This is a genomic window from Streptococcus parasanguinis (genome assembly GCF_001578955.1).
GTDB lineage: Bacteria > Bacillota > Bacilli > Lactobacillales > Streptococcaceae > Streptococcus > Streptococcus parasanguinis_U.
This window is the reverse complement of record NZ_KQ969695.1, coordinates 1-1,238: the sequence shown is the minus strand read 5'-3', so window position 1 is coordinate 1,238 and position 1,238 is coordinate 1. Positions and strand designations below refer to the sequence as shown.

Below are 1,238 nucleotides of genomic sequence, written 5' to 3'. Positions count from 1 at the left end.
AGGATTACACTTCAAGAGCGCACTTGTCGCGTATTGAATCGAACCAAGTAGTGCCTAGTTTTGAGTTGATGGAGCATCTTCTAAAGCAAGTTGGCCTAGATTTCGAAGAATTTCGATATATATGTCATTCTTACCACCATTCCGATAGAGAAGAAATTATCTTATTGGCAGAAGATAACAATGCCTACCAATCAAATGATAAATTATTGGAACTGAAGAATAAGAGTGTAGCTTATTTAAAAAAATATCCTAATGATATTCCTGTGTCAAATATACTAAAGAGAGTAGAGGTCATTCTTTGTTTACGAGAATCTGGTCCAAATGAAAAGGTAAGAATAATGGCAACGGAAGCTTGGAACGAAATCAAAAATCAGGATGTCTGGTATCATAGTGACCTCAAATTAATTGTCGTTATTTTATTTACACTTCCACTAGAAACAGTGATTTCTATCTGTGATGAAGTGATAGATAGGCTCAATGATTACTCTGATTATACAGAGATTCTTCCCACCAAGTATAAATTACTCTCTAATTTAGCTAGCATTTTTCTGTGGAATGGTTTGATGGAGAAGTGTACAAGTATCAGTTATCTATTGTTAGATACGGCCAAAAAAAGTAAGCGATATGATTTTCTAGGAAATGCTAAAGTGACACTTGGAATTTGTTTAACGGATAAAAAGTTGGTCGATGAAGGATTGCAACTACTCGAATTAACGGATGAAAAACCACTGTTGGAAGCATGTCAATCCGATGTGAATCGCTTTTTCAAGAAATGAGTTTTGAAATGGATTCAGTCATAAAACAGTTTGAAAATATAGTCAACATATTGTTATATCCATTCTCAATGGTTATTGGGTAAGGGATGGAAACCTACACATTCTACCGTTAGATCACCTAGTTAAGCAATGTTTGAAAAAATGATCATTTAATTTAACAAATAATAATTTTGAATTGCACCTCAAATGTTAGAGTTCGTCTAATATTTGAGGTGTTTTTAATATGAAATACAATTATTTTCAATTATCAAATAAAGAGATTTCCGTTCAGAAGACTTTGATAGCATAGTTTGAACCACTAAATACTGGGGAAAATATTTTGAGTTCATTCATCTAAGTATAAAATGTGTATATAAGAGACAATTTGACATTTGCTTTTTTATTTTGTGTATTATTATTCTAGAAAGAAAAAAATAGATTTCAATTTTAAAATCGTTCGTTATCTTTTTATTGTAGATAAAT

At 31.4% G+C, this 1,238-nt stretch carries 1 protein-coding gene; it reads left to right on the top strand.

The features are described 5' to 3' along the window. Positions 1-776: XRE family transcriptional regulator (locus SPADD19_RS10650; protein WP_128861635.1), on the top strand; the 776-nt coding region annotated here is incomplete at its 5' end. Between the last annotated feature and the right edge of the window lie 462 nt (positions 777-1,238).